General features: G+C 60.0%; 19 protein-coding genes. 2 read left to right on the top strand and 17 right to left on the bottom strand.

What is annotated here, in order from left to right:
• Positions 1-5 precede the first annotated feature (5 nt).
• Positions 6-1,595 (bottom strand): DNA mismatch repair protein MutS, encoded by a 1,590-nt coding sequence (locus tag F623_RS0109155; protein ID WP_018868497.1) that lies wholly within the window; start codon positions 1,593-1,595, stop codon positions 6-8.
• A gap of 436 nt (positions 1,596-2,031) precedes the next feature.
• On the opposite strand from F623_RS0109155, the gene F623_RS13505 reads away from it, so the two are divergent.
• The gene (locus F623_RS13505) at positions 2,032-3,978 is read left to right on the top strand and encodes a DUF4365 domain-containing protein (protein ID WP_196799769.1); all 1,947 of its coding nucleotides are present in this window, start codon (positions 2,032-2,034) and stop codon (positions 3,976-3,978) included.
• Here F623_RS13505 and F623_RS0109140 read toward each other — a convergent pair.
• From F623_RS0109140 to F623_RS0109100, 12 genes are all read right to left on the bottom strand, one after another.
• On the bottom strand, positions 3,975-4,439 hold the full coding sequence (locus tag F623_RS0109140; RefSeq protein ID WP_018868500.1) for an AAA family ATPase: 465 nt from the start codon (positions 4,437-4,439) through the stop codon (positions 3,975-3,977). The genes F623_RS13505 and F623_RS0109140 overlap by 4 nt on opposite strands.
• A gap of 160 nt (positions 4,440-4,599) precedes the next feature.
• A complete protein-coding gene (locus F623_RS13420) occupies positions 4,600-5,211 on the bottom strand; it encodes a hypothetical protein (RefSeq protein WP_155984199.1) in 612 nt (203 codons plus the stop codon).
• Between the two features lie 76 nt (positions 5,212-5,287).
• On the bottom strand, positions 5,288-5,719 hold the full coding sequence (locus tag F623_RS13415) for a hypothetical protein (protein ID WP_155984198.1): 432 nt from the start codon (positions 5,717-5,719) through the stop codon (positions 5,288-5,290).
• 35 nt (positions 5,720-5,754) lie between these two features.
• Positions 5,755-5,964, bottom strand: coding sequence for a hypothetical protein (locus F623_RS13410; RefSeq protein WP_155984197.1), 210 nt, complete (start codon positions 5,962-5,964; stop codon positions 5,755-5,757).
• On the bottom strand, positions 5,961-9,155 hold the full coding sequence (locus tag F623_RS0109135) for a type I restriction endonuclease subunit R (protein WP_018868501.1): 3,195 nt from the start codon (positions 9,153-9,155) through the stop codon (positions 5,961-5,963). Before F623_RS0109135 ends, F623_RS13410 begins: the two co-directional genes overlap by 4 nt.
• 120 nt (positions 9,156-9,275) lie before the next feature.
• A complete protein-coding gene (locus F623_RS0109130; protein ID WP_018868502.1) occupies positions 9,276-9,761 on the bottom strand; it encodes a VRR-NUC domain-containing protein in 486 nt (161 codons plus the stop codon).
• A 132-nt stretch (positions 9,762-9,893) separates the two neighbouring features.
• The gene (locus F623_RS0109125) at positions 9,894-10,850 is read right to left on the bottom strand and encodes a GIY-YIG nuclease family protein (RefSeq protein WP_018868503.1); all 957 of its coding nucleotides are present in this window, start codon (positions 10,848-10,850) and stop codon (positions 9,894-9,896) included.
• Positions 10,847-12,226 carry a restriction endonuclease subunit S gene (locus F623_RS0109120; RefSeq protein ID WP_018868504.1) on the bottom strand — a complete coding sequence of 460 codons (1,380 nt, stop codon included), beginning with the start codon at positions 12,224-12,226 and terminating at the stop codon, positions 10,847-10,849. The genes F623_RS0109125 and F623_RS0109120 overlap by 4 nt, the downstream gene beginning before the upstream one ends.
• A complete protein-coding gene (locus F623_RS0109115; protein ID WP_018868505.1) occupies positions 12,223-14,202 on the bottom strand; it encodes a class I SAM-dependent DNA methyltransferase in 1,980 nt (659 codons plus the stop codon). The genes F623_RS0109120 and F623_RS0109115 overlap by 4 nt, the downstream gene beginning before the upstream one ends.
• Positions 14,203-14,694: 492 nt before the next feature.
• Positions 14,695-14,826, bottom strand: a complete 132-nt coding sequence (locus F623_RS13595) for a hypothetical protein (protein ID WP_018145167.1) — start codon at positions 14,824-14,826, stop codon at positions 14,695-14,697.
• Positions 14,827-15,078: 252 nt separating this feature from the next.
• Positions 15,079-15,369: a nucleotidyltransferase family protein gene (locus F623_RS0109105; protein WP_018868507.1), complete on the bottom strand. Its 291-nt coding sequence runs from the start codon at positions 15,367-15,369 to the stop codon at positions 15,079-15,081.
• A gap of 199 nt (positions 15,370-15,568) precedes the next feature.
• Positions 15,569-16,720: a hypothetical protein gene (locus F623_RS0109100; protein WP_018868508.1), complete on the bottom strand. Its 1,152-nt coding sequence runs from the start codon at positions 16,718-16,720 to the stop codon at positions 15,569-15,571.
• A gap of 105 nt (positions 16,721-16,825) precedes the next feature.
• Between F623_RS0109100 and F623_RS0109095 the strand changes: the two genes are divergently transcribed.
• Positions 16,826-17,068 carry a helix-turn-helix domain-containing protein gene (locus F623_RS0109095; protein WP_018868509.1) on the top strand — a complete coding sequence of 81 codons (243 nt, stop codon included), beginning with the start codon at positions 16,826-16,828 and terminating at the stop codon, positions 17,066-17,068.
• Between the two features lie 234 nt (positions 17,069-17,302).
• Here F623_RS0109095 and F623_RS0109090 read toward each other — a convergent pair whose 3' ends face one another.
• The 4 genes from F623_RS0109090 to F623_RS0109075 are packed head-to-tail and all read right to left on the bottom strand — an operon-like array spanning position 17,303 to position 22,358.
• Complete coding sequence (locus F623_RS0109090) at positions 17,303-17,728, bottom strand: hypothetical protein (protein WP_018868510.1); 426 nt, start codon at positions 17,726-17,728, stop codon at positions 17,303-17,305.
• Positions 17,715-19,583 (bottom strand): tyrosine-type recombinase/integrase, encoded by a 1,869-nt coding sequence (locus tag F623_RS0109085; RefSeq protein WP_018868511.1) that lies wholly within the window; start codon positions 19,581-19,583, stop codon positions 17,715-17,717. Before F623_RS0109085 ends, F623_RS0109090 begins: the two co-directional genes overlap by 14 nt.
• Entirely contained in the window at positions 19,580-21,205 is a 1,626-nt protein-coding gene (locus F623_RS0109080) for a hypothetical protein (protein WP_018868512.1), read from the bottom strand. The genes F623_RS0109085 and F623_RS0109080 overlap by 4 nt, the downstream gene beginning before the upstream one ends.
• Complete coding sequence (locus F623_RS0109075; protein WP_018868513.1) at positions 21,198-22,358, bottom strand: site-specific integrase; 1,161 nt, start codon at positions 22,356-22,358, stop codon at positions 21,198-21,200. Before F623_RS0109075 ends, F623_RS0109080 begins: the two co-directional genes overlap by 8 nt.
• Between the last annotated feature and the right edge of the window lie 87 nt (positions 22,359-22,445).

Here is a 22,445-nt window from a genome sequence, read left to right as displayed (position 1 = left end):
GGGGCTCATGCCTTGCCGGTATCCCCTCCGGCCTGGGCAGTGGGGAGTTCGGCGAAATGCTCGCGCGCGCGGGCAACCAGCTGGGCCGGAAGCCCGTTCTTCTCGGCAATCGTAAGACCAAAGGACACACCCGGCTCGCCAATCAGCAGCCGGTAGGTCGGGGACAGCGTCTCGGCATCGAACTGCATCGAGGCGTTCACGATGCCCGCGTGCTGGGCGGCATAGTCTTTCAGGGGCGCCAAATGGGTATTCACGATCCCGCGCGTGCCACGCGCACGCAATTCGTCCAGCATCGCCATCGCCAGCGCCGCGCCCTCGTCCGGGTCGGTGCCCGTACCCAGCTCGTCCAGCAGGATCAAGCTCTCCGGCCCGGAGTGGTCGAGGATTCGCTTCAGGACCTCCACATGGCCGGCAAACGTCGACAGGTGGTGGAACAGGCTCTGGTTGTCGCCGACATCGACCATCACCTGGTCGAAGCGCCCGATGCGACAGTCCTGTTCGGCCGGGATATGCAGCCCGCACCAGGCCATGGTGACCAGCAGCCCGAGCGTCTTCAACGCGACCGTCTTGCCGCCGGTGTTCGGCCCGGTGATCAGCAACAGCGGCTGCTCGCCATCCAGCCGGATCGACAGCGGCACGGGCTGCGGCCCGTTGCCCTCGGCGAACTGCAACAGCAGCAGCGGGTGGTAGGCCTCGGTCAGCTCCACACCGGCCTCCGCCTCCAGCCGCGGGGCATGGGCATTCATCTGCGCGGATAGCTGCGCGGCGGCGGATGCCAGGTCGATCCAGGTCAGCGCGGTCAGCATCAGTTCCAGCGGCTCGCCATACTGGCGCACCACGTCGGTCAGCTCGCGCAGCAGGCGCTGCTGCTCGGTATTGATCTGGCCGTTGACCGTATCCAGCTGGTTGTTCAACGGCACCGCCTCGATCGGCTCGACGATCTGGTCGCGCCCGCCCATCGCAGTGCCACGGCGCACGCCCTTGACCGCGTTGGCCGCCTCGCCGTGCAGCACCATTACCGCGCGTTCCTGGTGCCACTGCACCTTCAGTGCGTCCTCGCCCTTTTGCGCGACGTCGGAGGCCGCCAGGCGCTTTTTCACCACCGCCTCGACCTCTTCGCGCAGGCGTCCACGCTGCTCGAAAGCCTCGACCAGCGCGGGACTCGCGTCCTCGCGCAGCGACCCGCCGGGGTTCAGACACGCTGACAGGCGCTTTTCCAGCCCCTCGGGCGGGTACAGCTTGTTCAGGTCCGCCGGATAGATCTCGGGGGTGTCCGCCAGTTGGTCCGCCAGCTCGCGGGCCTGACGCATGATCGTCTGGAGGTTGTGCAGCGCCTGCACCGGCAGCGCGGACCCGGGGTTGGACGCCTGGCGCAGCGCCGCGCGCACGTCCGGCAGTTGCCCGAGACGCGGCAGGGTGCCGGCATCCAGACGCTGGCGCGCGACCGTCACCGCGGTCTGCAGCGCGCGCGCCGCATCCAGATTCGGTGCCGGTTCCAGCCCGCGCGCGGCATCCGCGCCGTAGGGCGTCGCGGTCAGGCGCTCCAGCAGACGCTGGATCGCGGGGAATTCGAGGGCCTTCAGATCAACCTGCATGCGATTACCGCCGCTTGTAACATGGATTCCTTCATTAAATGCCTGTTTTCTATGCATATTTTGATATATAACACATTCTGACCAGATATCCGTACATTTCTAAGTCGAACTCCCTTACAACTCAGAATACCGGCAGCCCAACCCCCGATACCACGCTCCAGCTTCCTAACTGGATGCGCAATTTACCTTGGAAGCTATCAAAACTGCGCTTCTGGTGTTTGACACAGGGTCTTCGGTATCGAAATCACCGGGTCGGAAGGCCTACACCTGTCAGGAGGCAAAAGGCAAGGTCTGACCCCATCGCACGGGTTACAGTATCCTTCGCGGGATGGCTTCCCAACCAGAGCCGGTTTCCGGTTCGGCAGACGACGTTGGCCACGGATTCAGGGAACTCGAAAGAGAAAAGCACCAATCCACAGTTTCGCGAGTCTTACTTATGAAGATGCCGCAACGACCTAGAAACCACCAGCTTGAAACCGAATCTGTGAGGGCTCTTCAAGCCATTATACCTTCTACGTGGGTGCTTCGGCTCTTCGACAGTGACTACGGGGTAGATGGTGAGATCGAAATTTTCTCGAATGACGGTCACGCCACTGGAAAGAAATTACTAGTTCAACTAAAGGCGACGGATAACGAAGAACCCAAAACGCCCTTAAAGGTCCGACTTAAGCGGGCCACGGTCAACTATTTGTCCTCGTTTGAATCTCCCGCCCTAATAGTTTTATATATATCGACCGAGGAAAGCCTGTATTTTCGGTGGCTCCACTCATTTGATCCCTACTGGGAGAGCGATTCGGACAAAAGTCGAACCCTTAAATTCGCTAGTGAACACCTGTGGACTAGCGATAAGAACGTAGTTGTTGAACGCGATTTAGCTGAATTTCTAGAGCTCAAATCCGGAGGTTGCGCGTTCCCCAAGACTGTTCCGATTTTCGTTACCCATGATTCTCCAATAGCAAACTCTGCCGCGCATTTCTTCGCTGACTTGGTTCATGAGGGTGAGCCCCATCAACACCTCGTGCGCTTTACGCTTAATGAGGAAACAGACAACAAGCCACCAAGCCATATTGTTTTCGATGCAGAGAAATTGCATCTGGTCCTGGCCAACCGGACGGCTGCTTGCCTACATTTCAAGGAACGGATGCCAGTAGAAAATAACGAATGCCTCCTAAGTGATCTCTTCATTATGGTTGGATTAGGATTCCAGGCATGGGGTTACCCAGTACAAGCAGCCCAGCTCATCTATGGCAGCCTACTATCCTCGTCCGTCCAGTATGTTCCGGAGATAGTCGCATCTATCACCGACATTCTCATTGGCGCCCGAAAGCTAGATGAATTGCTCGATGTTGTCGAGGGGCTTTATGGGGATCCCGATCACGTCGGGTCGACGGCGCAAATAGCTCTGTCACGGGTACTTCGGTTTTATTCGAATGTCAGTTCGAGAGAGTTGGCAGCTCTGTCCGCTTCGCTTCACAGGATAAGCTTGTCTCTCCAGGAAAGAAAGGCTTATGGTGTTGCGGCCACGATAGAGTACAACCACGCGAACATCCTGCGCAAAGAGAAGTCACAGCGCAGAAATGCGGTGCGCCACTATTTCAGAGCTAGACAGCTTTACCCGGCTTACGCGAAAAAAGACTATTGGCTGTCTGAGCTAGGTAGGTGTTTGTTCGGTCTTAGACATTACAGGTTTTCTTCGAGACTATATAAGGCGTCGCTAGAAATTGAGTTCAGTGTCGAGGTTCAAGGGTTATACGCGGACGCGTTGCTGTATTCAGGAAAGGTGGCGCAAGCGCGCGCAGAATTCAAGTCCTATCTTGATAATGAGGCCGAAGGGAAACTGGTGGCGGAATGGCATTTGAAGTGGGTGTGCACTAAGTGGATTATAGATGTTCTAGGTGTTAGAAAACAGAGTCCTACCTACGAAGAAGCGGAAACGGGACAACTGGAAAGCGCAGACAATGACGAGGTCTTGAGGTTCCTTGCGGAAAGAAATATAGTTGAAGGGGAGGCGTGGTTTCGCGTCGGGCGCCGTTTCATGGAGGCTGAAAGGTACGCGGACTCCATTATATGCTTTGTGATGGCGGCATTTTGCGGGCATGAAGAGATGAGCTCCTGGGTTAACTCTTATGTTTGTGCCGTTGCAGACAATAATAGAGCTGCCGAAGCGTTGGTGTTTAAGTGTGCCGTTGATACGATGGGAAGAGATTTCATTCTTTGCTTGTCGGAATTGTCGGGCCAGACGGAGGAGAATCAGACCCGATTTCAACTCGCTATGGTGGATGCCATGGAGACATTGACTGAGCGTCCGGATCGTAAGTCTTCGTTTGAGCTTCGTCTGCACTTCGAGGATGGAACCGATCTTCGGAAGAGGGACGACAATTAATGTGAACGCCATGGGAACGCCTTGGGGTCAGACCTTGCCTTTTGCCCCTTGCCTTTCGCCCCTGTGGTGGTACGGAGGGCAAAAGGCAAGGTCTGACCCCTTCGATGCGCTTCGGGGTCACAATCGAGACCACTGGTTGCTTTAAACTGTTCTTCGAATTCCAGCCAGTCCTGCGCCGTCGCGGCGACGTGAGCGGCAACGCTCACTTCTCCGGTAAAGATAGAGATCTTGTCGCGCGGCACCCACTGTTCCCGCTGCTCCTCGAGGTTCCCCGCACTTTCGACGACCAGTTCGGTTTCACCATCGGGGGAGAAGCTGTGCATGGCTTCAAGGAGCGTCGTCTTGCCACTCTCGTTTAAGCCAACCAGGGTGTGCACGCGCGCGGCATCACTGTCGCGGAACTTGACGGTAGCCGCGCTCACTCCCTTGAAGTTCTTGATGTCGAACCCGGTTATTTTCATTAGCCACCAAGGTTTGTATCTGGAAGGGCTTGATCGAGGGTGCCACAGCACGGGCTGAGAGCCTAACGCCGTTCTTCAGCCAGGACGGCGCAGCGGAGCGGAGCCGCTGCTGGCTGTAAGGCATATTAGGAGCGTCCATCTCATGCAGCTCGATCTCGGCTCATCGTATCTTCACCCGGCCATCACCGAGCAAAGTGGCACACGCAACCCCAAAAGAGTACTGCCGGCATAGACCCTCTATAGACGCCCGCTCTGCCGGCGATATTCTATCACCGAAAATGATCCTGGACGCGCCTCTCTCCAGCTCAACATAGGAATCCTTTCCAATCAGTCGGTACTCGCTCTCATAATGCCAGCAACGTTGTTTCTTGCGGAGCAGTGTTAACGCATCATCGTCATCGCTGATTGCAAACCCTGACGGATACTCTACTGGATAGAGCCGGGGATGATCGTCGGGAATTTCAACCTCGACAGCAACGCCACGAAACGAATTCGCATAATGCACCCACATCAAAGGGTGGGAGTTATCTATAGACAGCGAACAGACTCGCAACCCATCGAGAAAATCCCGTCTCCCATCACTTCTACGAGCAACCTCAGAGAGGCATTCCACATCAAAGCTTTCCCTTGAAAACCCCTCCCATGGATTAAATCCTAACAGCCCCACTAATGGGTCATTCAGCCAGTTGTACGGCGCGCAGAACAGTCGCTTGTTGGTAATCAGGTCGATGACCTCGGGCCCGAAGCTCGCTTTATACTTCCACAGTCGCATCAGGCAGTGCTCCTAACGCCCCACTCACCGGGATTTTGGGAGCGGAGCGAGTAAAATTTCCGTGTGCAGTGGTTTGTTAGACTTTTTTGTCATCGTATATGACATGAACAGGGTATGTAGCTGACCATTTTTCAGAGTCCTTAGGAGCCCAAGTTACAAGAATGGCTGCCTTCCATTGCGTCAAGTCTTCAATATCCATAATCATATTTTCCGTTCCCCACAGTGCTAAGTATAGGTCAGCATGCCGGTAGTTCTTTAGGGTAGAGTGAGAGCAAAGGCTAAGTTTTTTACCATCAGCCAGCAGTAACACTCTGTCTTTAATTAGCTTTTTAGATAGCTTTTCGCCTAAGACCTTAACTAAAAGGGTGTCTTTTACTTGGCCTATTTGTGGAACCACAATCACCGCATCGCTATGGTCACCAAGTAATGCCATCAGTTTCGCAAGGCCAAATTCTGTTCCTTCGATATTGTCACCATATGACTGAACTAAAAATCGCTCTCTTGTCATGAAACTCTCTTTTCTAGTTAATGGCTAACAGTGTATTAGACAGAATCGGGGATATTGGGGTTATACAGATTCTGGATAACACCGACATGGCAGTGATATGCCGCAAGCAAGGCGATCCATACCGTCCGGTTACCAACGCGCAGATGGGAGACCGCTTGGCAACCGAACTGCGGAGTGGAGGTGTTGTGCGTTTCAGCCCCCCGGGTTGCCGAAGTGAGCGCCAATGCCCTGAGACGCTTGTTCATGAAGCGGGCCTCGGGGGGGTAGGGCGTTGATCCCCTGTCCCGGCGGTCAGCAGCCGCAGGATCAGGAGAGCGAAGTCGCGCTGGCGCTTCGGGTCGTCCAGGACCTGCATGGACAGTTTCTCGTGGTCGGTCATGGCGTCGAGGACGGTATCGGTGACGCGCTTGGGGAACAGGCCGTGCATCACCTGGTCGGGGCTGTGGTTCTCGACCTGGGCCATCACAGCGTCGTCGCGGCGGATGCGGTCGGCGATGCCGTTGGCGAACTGGAGCTTGTCTTCGTCGCTCACCTCGGCGCCGAACAGTTCGTTGAGCTGGTCGATGATCTCGGAGAGGCGTTTCTTTTCCGGGTCGTGGGGCTTGCCGGAGCCGACGTCGGAGACGGGCTTGAGGCCGTCATAGTCGGCGCCCTCCTCCGCGAGGCTCAGGCGCTGTTCGGCGCGCTTGTTCAGGCGGTAGTGGGTCAGCTCCAGCTCGTCGACGTCGATGGCGTCTTCTTCGATGTTCTCGATGCGCAGCAGCGGGTGCAGGGCGCGGGCGTAGACGTTGAGCTGTTCCAGCTCGCGGTCCTCGAAGTCGACGATCTGTGACAGGAATTCGTAGCTGCGTACGAAGCTCTGCAGGTTCTTGCGGAACAGGTCGAGCTCGTCGCGGGTGGTGTGGGCGTCCTTCAGCTCCTGCTCGGCGCGGCGCAGGCCCGCCTTATCATTGTTGCGCTCGGCTTCGGCATGGGCGGCCTTCCAGGTCTGGATCTGCTCCAACACCGCCTTGTAGCGGGTGTGGTAGCGCTCCTTCGCCGGCTGGCAGTAGTAACTGAGCTGGCTGGCGCCGGCCTTCGGATCAAAGAAGGCGCGGGCGAAGTTCTCGACCTCGTCCCAGTGGTAGATGCCGGCAGCGTCCAGGCTCTTCTGCAGGTCGTAGACGATCTGATGGTCGGAGACGTCGGCCAGTTCGGCCTTGTTGTAGTACGGGCGGAAGGCCTCGAGGATGTCTTCGGCATCGTTGAAGAAGTCGAGGACGAAGGTGGCCTCCTTGCCCGGGAAGGTACGGTTCAGCCGCGACAGGGTCTGCACGCACTCAACGCCCTGCAGCTTCTTGTCCACGTACATGGCGCAGAGCTTGGGCTGGTCGAACCCGGTCTGGAACTTGTTGGCGACGATCATCACGTTGTATTCGTCGGTCTTGAACGCCTCGGCCAGGTCGCGGCCCTTCAGCCCCGGGTTCAGCAGCGAGCTTGTCTCGGTCACCTCCTCGGGGATCACCTCGTCTGCCAGTACGGAGCCGGAGAAGGCGACCAGCGCGTGCACGTCGGTGTAGCCCTTCTCCTCGATATAAGCGCGCATGGCCAGCGCGTAGCGCACGGCCTCCTGGCGGCTGCCGGTCACCACCATGGCCTTGGCCTGGCCGTCCAGCAGGTGGCGCACGTTGGCGCGGAAGTGCTCGACGATCACCTCCACCCTCTGCGAGATGTTGTACGGGTGCAGGCGCACCCAGCGGGCGATCTTCGTCGAGGCCTTGCGCGACTCCACCTCCTGCTCGTCGGCGTCCGGGTGCGCCAGCTTCCAGGCGGTGGAGTACGTGGTGTAGTTCTTCAGCACGTCGAGGATGAAGCCTTCCTCGATGGCCTGGCGCATGGAGTACAGGTGGAACGGCTCGGGCTTGTTGTCCTGTGATGCCGGCAGTTCCGGATTCGGCGGGCGGCCGAACAGCTCCAGAGTCTTCGCCTTGGGGGTGGCGGTGAAGGCGTAGTAGCTGATGCGCTCGGCCGGCTTGCGCGCGGCCACGGCCGCGTCCAGCAGCTCCTCGGCGCTGATCTCCTCGTCCTCCGGCTTGTCCGTTCCCAGGATCGCCTTCAGCTTGGTGGCGGAGGAGCCGGTCTGTGAGGAATGCGCCTCGTCGGCGATCACCGCGTAGCGCCCGGCGGCCAGGTCCGGGCGCTTGTCCAGCGCGTCGAACAGCGCCGGGAAGGTCTGGATGGTCACGATGATGATACGGGTCTGCTCGGCCAGCGCCTCGGCCAGTTGCTCCGACTTGCTCTGGCTGCCGATATCGCGGGTGATCGGCCGCACCACCCCATGCGCGTGCTCGAAGTCGAAAATAGTCTTCTGGAGTTGACTGTCCAGCACCGTGCGGTCGGTGACCACGATCACGGAGTTGAACAGCTTGTCGCCCGCATCGTCGTATAACGCAGAAAGCTGGTGGGCAATCCAGCCTATGGAGTTGGATTTGCCGGAGCCGGCGCTGTGCTGGATCAGGTAGCGCTGCCCGGCGCCTTCCTCCCGCGTCGCCTCGATCAGGCGGTTCACCACGTCCCACTGGTGGAAGCGCGGAAAAACCAGCAACTCTTTCTTGCGCCGTTTTCCGTGAAAGTCTTCCTCCGGTTTGTCCTCCAGGTGCAGGAAACGGCCGATGATCTTCAGCCAGGCATCCGGCTGGAACACGCGCTGCCACAGGTAGCCGGTGGCGTAGCTGTCGGGGTCCGGCGGTGCAGGGTTGCCGGCGCCGCCCTCCTCGGTGCCCCGGTTGAAGGGCAGGAAGAAGGTATCCTTGCCATTCAGGCGCGTGGTCATCGCCACCTGGTCCTGGCTGACCGCAAAGTGCACCAGTGCCCCGCGCTTGAAGGTCAGCAGCGGTTCCGGCTTGCGGGTGACCGGGTCCTTCAGGGGGCGGTCGCGCCGGTACTGGCGCTTGGCGTTCTCTACCGACTGCTTGAACTCGCTTTTGAGCTCCAGCGTGGCGGTGGGGATGCCGTTGACGAACAGCACCAGGTCCAGCCGCGGGTTGTACTCGCCGCTGCGCGCATGCGGCGAGTAGGAGACCTCCGGCACCACCCGCAGGCGGTTGGCGCGGTACCGCGCCAGGGACTCGGGGTTCATCTCGTGATCGGGCTTGAAGCTGCACAGCTCCAGCTTCACCCCAGGGGTCTTCACCCCGTGGCGCAGCACCTCCAGCGTGCCGTCGCGCTCCAGCTCGCGGGTGACCGCGCGCACCAGGGCCTTTTGCGGGTCTTGCGGGTTCTTCGCGGCGAACTTCTCCCACCGCTCCGGCCAGGCCTCTTGCAGGTAGGCGACCAGATCCTCGGTGTACAGCGCATGCGCGGCGTCGTACCCGCCTGCCGGACCGGTCAGCCAGCCATCGGCGGTCATCGCATCGATGATGTTCTGCTGAAACTGGGCTTCCTTGCTGTCCGCCATTCGCCTTTCCTGTCGACTCTGCCCTGACTCCAACCCTAAACCTGAACGTATCGTCCATCGAGGGCAACCCGCGTAGCGGAACCCTGCGCGTGACCAAAGCCACGACGTCCGCCAAAACAGCTAGACGTCAATTTCATCGAGCTGAATGATTCTGACTCTACGCCCGGTCATGGCTTTCAGTTCTTCGTGCATGGAAATCTGCTCGTCCCGCAATTGATCCTTTGCGCCTTTCACCTCGGAAAAGAACCAATCGCCGGTCTCTGGGTGATAGGAGAACAGGTCGGGGTGACCAGAACGAGCACCCATCAGATAGCCAAAGACATCGCCCGGAACCATCTCTTCGAACAATGTGATTTTCCTGGGATGGCTTTTGGCGCAGTACTTTTCCATGAGGCTCTTGTAGCCCGTCGCCTCAAAAAGCAGCACGGCGCTCAGCCACTCGAAGAAGTGATACTGTCGTTGATGCGCTGTCTGGAGAATTCGCACGTCGTCCGAGTCAAACAGACCCGGATATCGCTGCACCCACTCTTCGCTTAGCTCTCCTGCCCTGAATTTTTCCCGCCTTTCGCGGTGGAAGGTGAACCGAAAATCCGGAGACGTCGCCACTAGGAATACCTCCGATCCTGCTGGATCTCGCTAATGCGGCGCGTCCGTCCTTGTCGCACTCGCCGGCAATGCGTTGCGTCAATGTAGTAGCAACGTGGCTTCGGCTGACTCATCGGCATTTCGACCTCCTTCCTACTCTTCTCGGGTATCCGTAATGGCATCTGCCGCTTCGGCGACCAACTGCTCCTGCCATTCGCCGTAGGTTTGGCCCGTATCCTCAAGCTTCCATTCCGTGCGGCCGCTAGCTGAGCGGCCGATCACCACCGCTGCCGCCGCGCTAGGGCTCGAGAAGGCGTAGTCCCGGGAGAACCTCCGCTGCCCGCCCTCATCTTCGACCAGCACACCATTTTCCAAAAGTTGCTGATAAAGGCGCTGATAGTTATGTCCCGGGGCAGTCCACTCGGCCCGGGCCAGGGACCCCTCCAGCACGAAAAACTCGCCGTCAACCTCCTGTCCATACGCGGTGATCCCGTATTTCGGGAAGCTCAGACGGAAGCACGGCGAGGCCTCGGGTGCCGCATCGGCCCTGGCGACGCCTTCCAGCCCATCGCGGGAAGGCGGCCGGGTGGCGTCGCGCAAAAACTCGAAGCCGAGGACGGGCAGCACGGTACGGATCTGTTCCAGGAAGAAGGCCATGTCGGCCTGATCGGCCTCGGGCAGGCCGATGTAGTCGTGGCGGGTACCGTTGATCAGGGTGCAGCGGCCCACGCGCTGGGCCTGCTGGATCAGCAGGCTCTCCAGGTACTTCACGTGGGCCTTGGTCAGGTTCTGGTCCTTGCTGGTGATCAGGCAGACCTTCTCCCAGAAGTCCTTGCCGCCCTGCTCCTCGGTGCGGTTGTGCTGCTTGAGCCGCTTGCCGACATCATCCGACTGGCCGATGTACACCTGCGGGCGGGCACTGTTCTCCGCGTCCGGCCCCACCAGAAAGTACACGCCGGTGCGCCCGCACTCCGGGCGCTGCACCAGCTCGCTCAGCTTGCCCCGCGGCCCGGTCAACACATGCCCGGTCCAGTTCATGATCTCCGCCGTCAGCAGCCCGTGCGGCGTGCCGTCCACCAGGAACAGACGGATGCTGCGGCCCTGGGTCATTCGGCACCGCCTTGCGCCGAATACCCGGCCGACTCCTCGGCGACCATCGCCAGCTCCGCTTCTTCCGCCTTGGCCCCGGTCGACCAACCACCAACGTCGACCTTACCGGTGACGGCGGCGGAGACAAGGGACGTCTTCCTTTCCTCCATCAACGCAATGCTTCGCTCGCATTGCTCAATCAGAAGTCCGACCTTTTCTAGCTCTAACTCGACTCTCTTACCAAGCTCGGATTGAACCTCAATATCCGGCAGCGAAATTCTAAAAGACCGAATCTGCTCAGGGCTGATGTGTGGGACGCTTACGCCAGTGAGGTCGGTTTCCAGTTCGCGCTTAAATTCTTGGCTGACGAGGATGAGCCAGAGAAATCCCGGATCAAGCCCCTCAATTGCTCGAATCCGAGCTACCCGTTGAAGCAATAACGCCGGTAAATCCTGGCGAGAAACCCTAGCCACGCGGGTGCCGCCTCCAATCCACGGCCGATCCATGCCCAAGACCACATCCCCCTCCCGAAGAAAATAGTCCTCTAGACCGGTCGTGCTTTCCTCGGGCCAAAATACAGCCTCATTCCATCGGATTTCTCCGACCCCGACATTGATGCCCCTCAACAGGCGAATACCATCATCAAAACGAAAGCCTTGACTGGGAAATGCGTATCCAGGAAGCAAATCGATGTAATACCCGAGACGGCCTGGAGTCTTACAGCCATGATCGGTGACGGCGTGAGAGATCACCGCCTGCCGCTTCTCCTTCAGCAGCTCGATCAGCCGCCGTTGCTCCTCGATCAGCGCATCGATCTTCCCGATCTCGTGGTCGAGGAAGGCGGAAATTTTTTTTTGCTCGCTCAGATCTGGAAGAGGAACTGGGGCGTCTTTAAAGTCACCCCTCGACAGAACCATTCGTGTTGTCCCAGTAGCTACACTACTAAAATAAGATCTCGCGTTCTGGGAGTTAAACCAGTGGCAGAGATAACGTGGCTCACATGGAATCGACGCTCTAAATCGAATCAAATGGTAACTGTAAACAGTAGCGCGCTCCGTTTGCCCAACGACCGCCGCGTGACCCACGTCGTCAGCCGTCTCGGAGCTTGGCGTCAAAAGGATATCCCCTGCTTTCACGGAGTGCTCTATAACTTTACTGGGCGGGGCTGTGGTTTCCATAAGTTCGTTGCCGCCACTCAACACCTTCCCTTGGCTTCGATAGACATCGAGATAATTGAACATCTGGACCGAGTGTTCGCCTTCGACTGTCTTTTTGTCGATGCCGCTTGCACTAAAACGGCCCAGATTGCGCGCGCGGCAGACACCCCAGTTCTCAGGTACCACCCCCAACCATTCGACGCCGGAGTCCTTGTACTCGGGATACTTCGGGAAGCTCACGCCGACAGCTCCTCGATCATCTGCTTGATGCGGGTGGTGACGGCCTTCAGGTCGGCGTCGATCTCTTCCAGCGGCCGCGGGGGCTGGAACACGTAGAAGTGGCGGTTGAAGGGGATCTCGAAGCCGACGACGCCGATCTCACCGTCCTGTTCGTCGCGTTTGTCCTCGTCGATCCAGGCGTCGGGGACGTGCGGCTCCACCTCGCGCTCGAAGTACTCGAACACGTCGTCGCCCAGCGGGACGTTCTCGGTGTCACGCAGGTCGCTGTCCGGTTCCGGGTTGCCCTTCTTGTCGGTGCAGATGTCAGCTTCCGGGTCGCGTTCGCTCAGGCCGTTCCACACGGCTTTCAGCGCGGCGGCGGGCAGCTTCACGTCCAGCGCCTTCAACTGGGCCTTCAGGTCAGTCAGGAAGGTCTCGCGGTTGGTGTATACGCGCTCGGCGTCCAGCCGCTCGCAGGCGGCCTGCACGCCCAGGCGGGTGGTCTCATCCAGCTTCTGGATGGGCTTTTCGGCCAGCATGCGTTCGATGCGCTCGGCGCTGGCCTGGAAGTTCAGGCGCAGCGGGCGTTCGACGGTGATGCGGCGGTAGCCGAAGGCCTCGTTCGGGAAGATCTTGCTCTTGTCGCTCTCCTCGAAGGCGCCGTAGCTGCGCACGATTGCGTCGATGTTGGCGTCGTCGATGTACTGGCGCTTGGAGCCGAGCGACTTGCGCATCTTGGCGTAGCGCCCGGTGGCGTCGATGAGCTGCACATGGCCGCGGCGCTCGGCCGGCTTGTGGTTGTTCAGCACCCAGATGTAGGTGGCGATGCCGGTGTTGTAGAACATGTCGGTGGGCAGGCCGATGATGGCCTCCACCATGTCGTGCTGCAGCAGGTAGCGGCGGATCTCGGACTCGCCGCTGCCGGCCCCGCCGGTGAACAGCGGCGAGCCGTTGAGGATGATGCCGATGCGCGAGCCACCCTTGCGCGGGTCGCGCATCTTGCTGACCAGGTGCAGCAGGAACAGCAGCGAGCCGTCGGACACGCGCGGCAGGCCGGGGCCGAAGCGGCCGTTGAAGCCCTTGTGCTGGTGCTCGTCCACTACCTGCTTCTGGACCTTCTTCCACTCCACGCCGAACGGCGGGTTGGCGAGCATGTAGTCGAAGTGGTCGTCCGCGTGCTGGTCGTCGGACAGGGTGTTGCCGAGCTTGATGTTCTCGACGTCCTGGCCCTTGATCAGCATGTCCGCCTTGCAAATGGCGTAAGACTCGGGATTCAGCTCCTGCCCATGCAGGGACACGCTGACATCCTGGCTGATCTGCTGGATGTACTCCTCGCTCTCGGACAGGAACCCGCCGGTGCCGCAGGTGGGGTCGTACACGGTGACGATGCCGTGTGGCTGGAGCTTGTGGTCCTGCCCGGTGAGCACCAGCGAGGTGGTCAGGTGCACCACGTCACGCGGGGTGAAGTGCTCCCCGGCGGTCTCGTTGGAGCTTTCCGCGAACTTGCGGATCAACTCCTCGAACACCAGCCCCATGCCGAAGTTGGACAGCCGCGCCGGGCGCAGATCGATGGCGGCAAAACGCTGCACCACCTGGTACAGAAGGTTGTTGCTGGCGAGCTGCTCGACGTAGTCCTCGAAGTGGAAGTGATCGAAGATCTCGCGGGCGTCCTTGCTGAAGGACTCGATGTAGCTCATCAGGTCCTCGGCCGTCTGCGTATCCGACAGACTCGCGAGCGACAACGGCGAGGTATTGAAGAACGGCTGATCCGCTTCGCGCAGCAGAAACTGCTCGCGGACCGCCTCCGACTTGTTCTCGTGCTCCTTGGCAGCAGCCAGCACGCCATCCTTGGTCGGCTCCAGCACGCACTCCAGCCGCCGCAGTAGCGTGAACGGCAGGATCACCCGCCCGTACTGCGACTGCTTGAAGTCCCCCCTCAGCAGATCCGCCACCGACCAGATCCACGCGGCGGTCTCCGAATGATTCTCCGTGTTCAAGCCCTGCTCCCCTGTTCTTTTTCCCATGCCCGGGACCAAGTCCCAGTGATGGGAACATTGTTGCAGTAAACGAAGGCCGGCGGCGAACACCGGAAAGACAACCGCGCACGGCACGTGCCCCTTTGGGTCGGACGCCGCACCTGGGGGGCAGCCCTGCGGATCCACGGTCCAATCTTGCTTTTTGTCTTGGGCCCGCCAGGGTGGCAAGAGGCAAGGTGTGATCTTCTGGCACGCAGTACGATCCAACATCCATAGTTGGAAGACAGGCCCCGTGAACCTCCGCACCCGGTGGATTCAGTTACCACCGAAAGGCTGGATCCGCTATAGTTCCACTGTCCCCGCTCTACCGCTGGTATCGGGCATTCGAGACTGCGTCCAAGGTCTGTCCGGCGCAGCCAAGCCAGGACACTTCCGATGAAGGACCGGCCTGGTTTGCGGCATAGCCCTCTTCGCGAGGGCTATTTTCTATCTACAGGAACAGGCTGGCTTTTGTCAGGATTTATCGCCCGAGGAGGTTCGGCGCCTCTGGCGTGCCAAGGCGAGGTCCTTGCGCTCCAGATACAAGGCCAGGGCGATCACGCCCGCTACACCCACGACCACAAGCGCGAACAGGAGCCAAATCATGGCTTGACCCGCTTCGTGGCAGACACGCAGGGGTGCCAGTACGAGGACTCTGACAAGTACGCCAATGCGGTACTCCTGTAAAAGGAACCCAGACGGTTCTGCCGTACCCGGGGGGGCGACGCAGGGAGATTCGACGAAACACATGCGCATGCCCCGAGTGTAGCAATCTCATCACTGGCAGGACGCGATGCGCGAATTGACGGGGCACTGCCTCTCTTCTTGGCTAAACAGAATAACCCGCACGCTTAGCTCTCAGATCGTTTGAGCCGTCTTGAGTACATCAGATTTCCACCGGTCCGGCAGCGCCCCGGGCGTCAGCACGTCGACCTTCAACCCAAGCAACTCCGTCAGCTCCACTTGCATGGCGCCGATATCTAAGAGCGACGTTTCCTCAGTGGTGTCTACGAGGATGTCCAGGTCGCTATGCTCCGTATCTGTTCCGTCAAGGACAGACCCGAAAATACGGGGATTCACCCCGTGATTCCGCTCGACGATGCGTCGTATGTCCTCCCTGTGTTCTTCAAGTGCGGCTGACGGTTTCATGCGTCCAGTCTAGCGATTCCCAGAGGCCTGACGAGGCCCTCGCGTCAAACGATCGCTTCGATAAGCCCCGGGCCGTCCTCGGCAGTCCGGTTCGTGCGGCGGGTTCTACCCCGGTTTCAGTACATGTGCTTTGTGCCTTGGGGCGCTGCTGTCCCACTTGCGCGGCCCTCAGCCGCAGGGGTATCTGGGGATCGGCTGCTCACCATTCGGTTGCACACTGATAGAAGCCGTCCTCGCCGTGTTTCAGGAACACGTCATGGAGTACGTGGCTCATCTCGGACCGAGGCAGGTCGTGGTTACGCCCGAAGCCCTTCAAGTCCCAGCCTTCTGCGCGAGCACGATCCGCTGTCCGTTGGCATACCCCGATCATGTAGTTGGCGGCGTGTTTGCGGTTCAGATTGCGTTGCGCCATCGCGTCGGTCGCGCGAGCAGCACCTATCCATAGGAGTCGGCAGCAACGAGAAACGGAGAAGTGTCGAAGCAGATCGGTGATGAGCTCCTTCAAAGCCGTTTCCCCCGGCATAGGGAGGTTCCGTTTCTGCATGCTCATGCTACAGAACTCCCAACTTTCGGCGTGACTAAGGGATTGCGCCACATCCATCCAGTGCTGGCGCCATTCTTCCGGCCATGCTTCTGATTCCGCTGTTTCGATGATCTGGCGTATGAACTGCGTGGGGGAGGGATGCAGAACTATCCAGCTCGCGCGATCGGGCCACCAGGAACGCTCTTTACGCGCGCTCTCGGGAAACCCTTCGGAGTCGGGACACGGGGCAACAAGTTCTTCGTCGAGCAAGGTATTCAGGAGATGGCGCTGATAGTGGATCGCGGCTGGCGTCCAGGGAGCCCCAGAGGCACCCCAGGGACGCACGTTCTCTTTGTCATCCCACCCGCCGCTTCGTACCAACGCGATCAATGCCACCGCGGCCTTCAGCGATAAGTCGCCAGGCTCGATCTGGCGCCGCTCATAACTCCAATGGCGAGAGCAAAATCCCGCGATTTCGTCTTGTTCTCGCCGGGCCGCCTTGGCCGCTTCGTCCGCCCTTTGACGCTCGCAGGCGGGACAGTGGCACGGTGCCCCCTCGATGTGACCGCAGTGGGCACAGGATGCCGACGGCTTCACGCCGGCCAAGTGCTGGGTTCGCGACTGTCTTTCCTCCCAAAGGGGAGAACTGCAGACGTGGCACGGCTGGTCAAGCCGCTTGGCGGGGAACTGTCGCCAGAGTGTGTTGGTACTGCACTCGAGACCGAACCGCTCAATCAGCTCGTGCACTTGATCACCGCGGTAGTACCGAGCCATCAGTTCGGAGAGCTGATCCTCAGTGAGGTGGTTGAGAGCTTCGTTCTGTCCCATCGGGGTGCCGGTTTATAGAGCCCGGTGAGACTTTACGCAGAATACGCCCCGATTGTCACTCATAGGACGTGGCGGGCGGGTGGGTTGCTGGCTAGCGTCGCTCGGATGTCCGACAGACTGACAGCCAACGACAAAGAGCAGCTCCGCCGGTTTGGCCAGCGGATCGCGGAATTGCGGGGCCAGAAAGGTTGGTCGCAGGAGCGTCTGGCGCTGGAGAGCGGACTTGCCCGAAGTTATGTCGGCGGAATCGAGAGGGGGCAGAGAAACCTCGCACTGATCAATATCCTTCGGCTTGCGCGAGCGTTGGCAGCCTCTCCAGCCGACTTGTTCGCACACTGCGAGGCCTAGTCATGGTGGTCGTGGTGTGGCCTCGGTGTCAGACCCCAGCGATCGATAGCCGAGCAACCGCTGGGCACTGCTACCGAGAGGACATCGGCAGTATGTGGGAGCACAATCGCCGGAAAGTCCGGCCATCCGCAGGCACCGGCACCTCGGCGGTGAGCTATGCCTTGGCGATCGAGATTCCCCCACTCCCTTGCAGTGAGGGGCGAAGGACGGGGGTTTAAGACCCTATGGTTTGGTTCAATTTGACGGGAAAACGGCCACCTTTGTGCTTCCCGCGATGGCCCGCAGATGCTCGTTTTCCACCTTGAGGGTTGCCAGCTCAGAGGCCATATCCTGGTTGAGTTCACGGCAGCGACTGAGTTCTTGGCGTAAGGCGGTGTACTTGGCCCGTAGCTCCCGCAGAGCGGCATGCTTCTCGTCGCGCTGAGCCCGTGCCACCTTGTTGACGGCCTCACGGATGCGCTCAGCGAGCGCCGGGTGATTGTTATGGATCGTGGCTCGGCTGACCCCGGCTTCCTCCGCCACGGACTTGATTGAGAGCTTGCGACCGGGCTTGACCACCTTCGGGCGGCCTTGCTCGATCCGAACAATGGCCTGGCGTATGGCTTTCGCAGTAAACTCGCCCCGCGACTGGGGCTGAGCATCCTTTTCAGATGTCGTCATTGGCAGTGCGCTCCTCTGTCGCCGCTTCGGTGTCGGAGAGGTCCTGTTCTGCGACCCCAAGCTCGGCCAGAACAGCCTTGCAGCGTGCAATATCACGCTCGACCCGCTCCGCGCCGCCGGGACCAATGTCGGTCAGCTCAAGCAGTTCGAGCTGCTGTTTGTAGATGCCTTGCCAGACTGGCTTGTGCGCCTCGTCGATCACCGCGTTGGCACAATCTCCGCATCGTGTCTTTTCGACGCCCTGGCCACCGTTGCAGCCACCGGTGTCGGCGGTACACCAGGCCACGCCGGTCGCACGCACATGAACCAGGGGGCTCAAGGTCTTCGCCATCTCGGCGCGGCTCTCCTTGGTCACCAGCGCCTCGTTCTTCGCGCGGAAGGTCCGGATCGGTTCAGCCGCACCACCCGTGAGGATCGCGTCAGGCTGCAACCAGTGTTCTAACAAGTCGTGTTTGATGTCCAACGCTGCCGAACCGACTTCATCGTATAGCTCGGCGTCCTGCTCGCGGTTCATCGCATACAGGCTGGTCATATCGAGCGACCAATGCTTGAAGTGGTCTCGCAGGTAGCGCAGATCCCCGAACGCGCTATGCGCCGCATAGACGGCAAAGGTGCGCCGGAACTGATGCGGTGCGAAACGCCAGTCGAGTCCGCACCCAGCGGCGAAGGCGTTCAGGCGGTAGATGACCCAATCGCCTGAGATCGTTCCGGTCCGACGGTCTCTCGTGTACCTAACTAGGAAAAGGCGATGGGCGTGTTCGCGCCGTCGTGTAATCTCGGGGTCGTTTGGATTGTCCCCGCCCAAAGCGCTCATCGATTGCTCTAGGCGAGCTTGCAACGGACGCGCCAGGCGTTCGGCCACCGCAATCGCACGGTGGGTGAGTTCGGTCACCAACCACTCGCAGGGACCCGTGCCGGTCTTGTAGGAGACGCCACGCAGCCAGTGGTAGGTGTCTCCTTCATCATCCTGCTTCGTGTACGCACACCCATTTACGAGCGAACACAGCTCGGAAACACGGATGCCACTCGTCACCAGGATGATCACCATGCACGCCGTTTGCAGGTGACGGGCTGCATCGTTGATCTCGCCGCTCGTCCAGCCTTGTTTGGCGAGGCGGGGGGCGATGAAACCTGAACTTCGGCCCTGCGCCTGCCACCCCGCGATCTGCGCCTGCAATCCGATGATCTCATCGACTCGATCCAACTTGTCCACGGCCGCCTGGAACAGTGTACGCAACACCTCATCCGGGATGATGGCGGTCTTGCTTTTCTGCCGGTACAGGTTGTTATCGCCCGTCAATCCCGCCAAGTGCATGGCGGATGATTCCGGCCACGGATGGGGCATAGGATCGGCGGTGTGCTGGCTGAGAATATGGAGGGTTTCGATTGCGCTGAAGCGCAGTCGGAGGGTGCTAGCCGAAAGATTCTCTCCCCTGTGGAACTCGACATATTGCTGCGCCACCAGCGGTGTCACCACTCGCAGCGAGCTGACGCCTTTGTCATCCAGCCAAACCAAGAACTGGAGTGTGTTCTTGAAGAACTGTAAGACTGTGCCTCCCCTTGGCCGGACGCGACCCTCTACGCCCAACAGGATGTAGCGCGCCATGCAGGCGCGCAGGGTTTCCCGATAGGCGGTGGGGACCCGTGCAAAGTGCAGCTTCTTTTCGCTGTCCCTGAAGCTAGCGGCAAAGAGGCTGTCGGGCAGCGTCCAGACCGGATCGCCGTAGCGGCTCAGGACGTGCCAACTGCCGTCTGTCAGCCGCATGCCGGTGATTACCGCCTCGGCATCGATAGCGCCCGTCTGAGCGCTCTGGAGGGCTTTTTGCTGCTCCGCGCGGAAGGCGGCTTCGTTCATGCCGCCCCCTCCAGAAGATCCGGATCACGCCAGAAGGGATGCGGGTCCACCTTGGCGCGCTGGCGCTGCATCGCCACCAGTTCGTGGTCGAATTGAGGGGCGATCTCTCCATCAATGATCCGGATGATATGCCCGTAGACCCGCTTCCATCGGCTGGCCCCCATGGAGTCGCGCATGCTCACCAACATCCAGTAGAGGCTGTACACGCGGTGGAGATCATCGCCGGTCACGATGAATGACCGGCACCGAAAACACGCCAGAAACTTCTGACAGTGTTCGCCATTCTTCTTCGGCGCATGCTCGCCGTGCAGCGTGTCCCGGCAGCGGGCGACCGGCGTGTTCTCAGTCGGCAACGTGGAGACCTTGCCGCCCCGAGACAGCAACTCATCGGTGCGGACCTCGCCCATCAAGCGCCAGTCGCGTTCAGCGGTCTCAGGCGCCTCCAGATAGTGGTCGTTGGATATCCGTATTGAATGGTTACCGAGCTTGGCTGTTAAAAACGGGTCCTGGCCGGAAAGGGCGAACAGCCGATTCTCGAAGGTCTTGCGCAGCCGCATCAGGTTCACTTTGAGAGGCTTGCCGTCGGCATCCCGCAATGCATGGCGATTGAGGAATTGACCGACGCATGTGGAAAGACGCCTGTCCGCCAAAGGGACATTTTCCCCCACGTAGCCGCCGCCACCCCGGCTCTCGTAGACGAACAACCGCTTCGGGTGCTTGCTGGCCTCGCGCGGACCGGCGTTGCGCGCGCGCACGAGGTCAATAATTCGGGCCACATCGGGCAGGGCCGTGACCATGGTCTCGATCTCGGAGGTGCGGCGCAGGCTTTGGATGTGCGTTGCGTTCCCGCGACGCTTATAGCTGATCAGAACGAACCGTTCCGCCTTGATCGGGTGCGGCTGCAAGCAGTCCGTGACCAGTTCCAGTGCGGGGGTCGGATTGAGGCCGGTACGCGCCGCAATCGCCAGCACACAGACAGACAGATCCTCGCTGGTCAGTGGGCCGCTGCCGCGTACGATCACCCGCATGTCGGCTTGCAGGGCCTTCAGGACGCTGCGGCGCTCGGGCTCGCTCAAAGGCGACTGCCCTTTCGTGGATCGGTTGGAATGCGGAAACGGATTGCGAGGAAAGATGCCCTTGGCGATCCAACCCGCCTCCCCCATGGCGACCAACACCGACTTGGCATGGGTGTAAAGATTTTTTTGGGACGCGAGCTTGCGGTCCGATTGCCGAAGATGCGCCACGAAATGCTCAATCAACGCACCGTCGAGATCGTCCAGCCGCAAGTCGCGCCCCAGCGCAGCGGCCATCGTGGCGCAGAACGGTAGAAAGCAGAACAGGCCGCTCTTGTGGTAACCGACTATCGTGCGTGGGCTCAGCGTCTTGCCGTCACTGCCGACGCTCGCCTGAGCCATCCGCTCCAGGACGCGCTGTGCGGCGTACACGACCGCATCGCAGCCGCGTCCGTAGTATTTGCTGAAGTCGAGATTGCGAATGCCGGACGAATTCTGCGGCAGCCTAACGACCGTCTGCGCTGGGGGCAATGCGGCCAGGTCCAGTATGTCGTCGGTGTCCGCCCGATCCGGTCGGGAGGCGCTGGATCGCAACGATTTCTTAGCCATCCGCGACCTCTCGGCTCATGACATCAATCTCGCTCTGATAGTCGTTCATCAGCGCGTCTTCGAGCTCCGAGAAGCAGTGCAGGTACTTTTCCGTCGTGGTCACCGAGGCGTGGCCTAGGCGGTCGCGCACGTACATCAAGGCATGCGTCTGCGCCTTGGCCTGCATCATCGCGTACAGCGTGTGCGTGGCGTAGGTGTGCCGCAGTACGTGGACATTGACGTAGGGAATACCCGCAGCAGAGGCGCCCGCCTTCTTCACGATGCCCAGGATCGTCGCGCCGTCATTCGCATACGGCAAGCCATCAGCCGTGAGAAACAGCGTGGGCTGGGCTTCCCCGGAAATGCTTTCCAGCCGGTGTCGCTCCCCGATGACGTACTGCCAGAGGTCTTCCATGACCGTTCTCGGTACATCGATGCCTCGGGGCTGGTGGCACTTGATCACCATATCCCTCGGATCGAGATTGACCCGGATAAACGAGCGATGCTTGGTATAGGACACCGGGTTGATCACATACTTCAGCGGAAAGCTCGCCAGTTCCTCACGGCGCAAGCCCGTAGTGAGCGCCAATCGCACCATCAGGCGGTGCGTGGGGTTCTTGATCGCGTCGAGCAGTTCCCGCGACTGGTATTTGCTCAGCACCTTGATGACGGTCCGCGGGGTCTTGAGCATGATGTCGGCGCTTGTGCGCTCGCCGCCACTGGCGTCTACATGTGCAAGAAATCCCTTGGGCTGCCTGACCGTGACGGTCTCGATGTCGTACGGGACGGTTTCAACCCAGCCCTTGTTCGCGGCATGCCGATAGTACGCACACAGTAACCTCAGCCGGGCATTGATGGTGACGGCCGATAGGCTGCCGCCCTCCGAACTCAGATTCCAGTCCCTGAACTCGGCCAGTATCGTGGATTCCCGATCATTGCCAACGTCGCGCCAGTCGATGGCATTGGCTTCACACCAACCGAAGAACTGGTAGAGCGCTTTTCCGTATGTCACCCAGGACTTCGGGCTCTGAACACGCCCACGCTTGATCAGGTAGGTGATGCAGAAGTCGAGAGCCTCACTGGCCACCCTGCCTTCATCCGTGATGAGAATCGGAAAGCCGGTGTAGCTATGACCGTTGAGCCGGAACTTCCCGGTGCTATAGAAGAGCTCCATGCTGACACTCTATCAGCCCATGTATCACTCTGCCACACGGGAATCATGACATACCCTTGTGCATGAATTCTCTATCGCAGCCGAGGT

This window comes from Thioalkalivibrio sp. ALD1, assembly GCF_000381245.1.
GTDB lineage: Bacteria > Pseudomonadota > Gammaproteobacteria > Ectothiorhodospirales > Ectothiorhodospiraceae > Thioalkalivibrio.
This window is presented reverse-complemented; position numbering and strand designations above follow the sequence as displayed.

What these genes read in the sequence shown, in the direction of transcription:
- F623_RS0109090 (WP_018868510.1), bottom strand. Translation starts at nt 17,728, where the DNA reads ATGACGACATCTGAAAAGGATGCTCAGCCCCAGTCGCGGGGCGAGTTT.
- F623_RS0109155 (WP_018868497.1), bottom strand. Translation starts at nt 1,595, where the DNA reads ATGCAGGTTGATCTGAAGGCCCTCGAATTCCCCGCGATCCAGCGTCTG.
- F623_RS13595 (WP_018145167.1), bottom strand. Translation starts at nt 14,826, where the DNA reads ATGATTTGGCTCCTGTTCGCGCTTGTGGTCGTGGGTGTAGCGGGCGTG.
- F623_RS13415 (WP_155984198.1), bottom strand. Translation starts at nt 5,719, where the DNA reads ATGACAAGAGAGCGATTTTTAGTTCAGTCATATGGTGACAATATCGAA.
- F623_RS0109075 (WP_018868513.1), bottom strand. Translation starts at nt 22,358, where the DNA reads ATGGAGCTCTTCTATAGCACCGGGAAGTTCCGGCTCAACGGTCATAGC.
- F623_RS0109100 (WP_018868508.1), bottom strand. Translation starts at nt 16,720, where the DNA reads ATGGGACAGAACGAAGCTCTCAACCACCTCACTGAGGATCAGCTCTCC.
- F623_RS0109080 (WP_018868512.1), bottom strand. Translation starts at nt 21,205, where the DNA reads ATGGCTAAGAAATCGTTGCGATCCAGCGCCTCCCGACCGGATCGGGCG.
- F623_RS0109105 (WP_018868507.1), bottom strand. Translation starts at nt 15,369, where the DNA reads ATGAAACCGTCAGCCGCACTTGAAGAACACAGGGAGGACATACGACGC.
- F623_RS0109095 (WP_018868509.1), top strand. Translation starts at nt 16,826, where the DNA reads ATGTCCGACAGACTGACAGCCAACGACAAAGAGCAGCTCCGCCGGTTT.
- F623_RS0109125 (WP_018868503.1), bottom strand. Translation starts at nt 10,850, where the DNA reads ATGACCCAGGGCCGCAGCATCCGTCTGTTCCTGGTGGACGGCACGCCG.
- F623_RS13410 (WP_155984197.1), bottom strand. Translation starts at nt 5,964, where the DNA reads ATGAACAAGCGTCTCAGGGCATTGGCGCTCACTTCGGCAACCCGGGGG.
- F623_RS0109085 (WP_018868511.1), bottom strand. Translation starts at nt 19,583, where the DNA reads ATGAACGAAGCCGCCTTCCGCGCGGAGCAGCAAAAAGCCCTCCAGAGC.
- F623_RS13420 (WP_155984199.1), bottom strand. Translation starts at nt 5,211, where the DNA reads ATGCGACTGTGGAAGTATAAAGCGAGCTTCGGGCCCGAGGTCATCGAC.
- F623_RS0109140 (WP_018868500.1), bottom strand. Translation starts at nt 4,439, where the DNA reads ATGAAAATAACCGGGTTCGACATCAAGAACTTCAAGGGAGTGAGCGCG.
- F623_RS13505 (WP_196799769.1), top strand. Translation starts at nt 2,032, where the DNA reads ATGAAGATGCCGCAACGACCTAGAAACCACCAGCTTGAAACCGAATCT.
- F623_RS0109135 (WP_018868501.1), bottom strand. Translation starts at nt 9,155, where the DNA reads ATGGCGGACAGCAAGGAAGCCCAGTTTCAGCAGAACATCATCGATGCG.